The organism is Staphylococcus pettenkoferi (assembly GCF_002902685.1).
Classification (GTDB): domain Bacteria; phylum Bacillota; class Bacilli; order Staphylococcales; family Staphylococcaceae; genus Staphylococcus; species Staphylococcus pettenkoferi.
The window spans coordinates 1-2459 of sequence record NZ_PPRN01000068.1 but is presented as its reverse complement, the minus strand read 5'-3'; the positions used below and the strand labels follow the sequence as shown (position 1 = coordinate 2459).

Genomic DNA, 2459 nt, shown 5'->3' with positions numbered 1-2459 from the left:
AAATTAAATAGATATTTCAAATTACTAGACATATTCTAATATTATATTGAATTATGTATGTGAATGTAATAGTATATATAAGGTGATTGTTATTAAATCTGTTTGCTAAAAACTTATTTTATTGAAATTAACTACAATATTTGGGAAAGCGAGGGATATCTATTAGGTAAAATTAATTTTTTAGAGTAATTATTCCGTTGTATAATTTACTATATTACTTACGAAATGAATTGAAAAACTATGTTTTACAGTGAAAATGAATATTGTTAAGTGCAATTGGCACCTCGGAGAAAAAACGTAACCATTTAAAAAATTTAATAAAATTAGATCTACTAGAAAGAGCTAAAAATCAATTTAAAGTACTTATAGACAGAATGATACTTGATGTCAGATACATAATAGGGGTGGAATATTAATGAATGATAATGATTTTAAGAGAGTGAATAAGTACTTAAAACCGAGGTACATGCCAGGATTAGATGGCTTTAGAGCTGTTGCTGTAATCGCTATCATTATATTTCATTTAAATGCGCAATGGTTACCTGGTGGTTTTCTCGGAGTGGATACTTTCTTCGTTATATCCGGTTATCTCATTACAGCGTTGTTAGTAGCCGAATTTTACAGAGATGGCACGATTGATTTATTCGAATTCTGGAAGCGACGTATAAAAAGACTCATCCCCGCCTTGTTATTTTTACTAGGAATTGTCTTATTATATACCGTCATTTTTGAACCAAAGATTATTTTTGATATAAAGAAAGATATCATTGCAGCGTTCTTCTACGTATCGAATTGGTGGTATATCTTCCAAAACGTAGATTACTTTGATCAATTCCAAATTGCACCATTAAAGCATTTATGGTCACTAGCGATTGAAGAACAATTCTATTTGATTTATCCTATCTTCTTATTTTTACTTTTGAAATTTACAAATAAGAAGATCACGTTTATTATCTTATTTTTCGTGTCGTTAGTATCGCTCGAACTGATGATTTTCCTAAATTTATCAGGACATGATACGTCAAGAGTTTATTTTGGTACAGATACACGTCTTCAGACCCTATTATTAGGTGCGCTATTAGCGTTTATGTGGCCACCTTTTAGTCTAAAGAAGAAGATTTCGGTTAAATTGAAACTGTTAATTGATACGATTGGAATTGTAGGGGGACTCGTATTAGTTTGCTTACTTATTGTCCTTAATTCTGAAGATAAATGGCTGTATAATGGTGGTTTTTATGCGATTTCATTTATGACTTTATTCGTTATCGCAAGTTCCGTACATCCAAGTGGTATGTTTGCTAAATTAATGGGCAACCCGTTTTTCGTATATTTAGGTAAAAGGTCTTACAGTTTATATTTATGGCATTATCCTGTCATCGTATTTGTACATAAACATTTCGTAGCAGGTCAACTTCCATTTTATGCTTATATTATTGATATTGTACTCATGTTAGCGTTAACTGAGCTATCATATCACTACATTGAACGACCTATTCGTAAAAAAGGCTTTAAGGCATTTTCATTTATGCCGGCTAAATTCAAGAAATTTGGTAGATTAAGCTTATTAGTGATTTTAATTATTCCAACTATTTTACTGTACAACGGTAACTTTGATAGTTGGGCTAAATCTCATGAAGAGAAGAAACAAACGTCATTTAATTCGCCTAAAAAATCTTCTGATTCTGATAAAAAAGCTTCAGACGATAAAAAAGATGACAATCAAGACAAAGATAATCAGAAAGGTTCAGAGGATGGGCAAGATAAGACTGAACCTAAGGATTTAGAACCGTTACTCGTAGGTGACTCAGTCATGGTGGATATCGGAAAAGTCTTCCAAGATAAAGTGCCTAATGCGACAATTGATGGTAAGGTAGGGCGCCAATTAACTGAAGCCAATGCTTTAGCGACAGATAAATATCAAGATTACACTAACAAAGATAAAGATGTAGTGCTTGAACTCGGTACGAATGGTGACTTTACTAAAGATCAATTAGAAGAATTAATTAAAAACTTTAATGACGCGAATATTTATCTCGTCACTGTCAGAGTAGCAAGAGATTACCAAGATCATGTGAATAAAGAAATGCATAAAGCTGAGAAAAAACATAAAAATGTTCATGTGATTGATTGGTATAAAGAATCAGAAGGCCATAAAGACTATTTCGCTTACGATGGTATTCATTTAGAATACGAGGGAAGTAAAGCATTGACAGACCTTATCACACGTCGATTAGTTGATGAACATAATAAATAAATGAGTATAAGAGCAGGACTTTAATCTATAAAGGTTTTTAGTCCTGCTCTTTTTTTATTACTTCAGTTTATTCCATTTCTCTCCTGATTATTAATTCTACGTAAAAAATTTTCCTCTTAGGTCTCTACTCCTCTACTTCAAAGTATGCTAAAATAAATCTATTCTTTAATTTTCTTATAAGACATGCGAGGCGAAAGTATGAAAT

General features: G+C 31.6%; 1 protein-coding gene. It reads left to right on the top strand.

Annotated features, from left to right (window positions below):
* Positions 1 to 415: 415 nt before the first annotated feature.
* Complete coding sequence (locus CD126_RS11015) at positions 416 to 2254, top strand: acyltransferase family protein (protein WP_103370503.1); 1839 nt, start codon at positions 416 to 418, stop codon at positions 2252 to 2254.
* Positions 2255 to 2459: the final 205 nt, after the last annotated feature.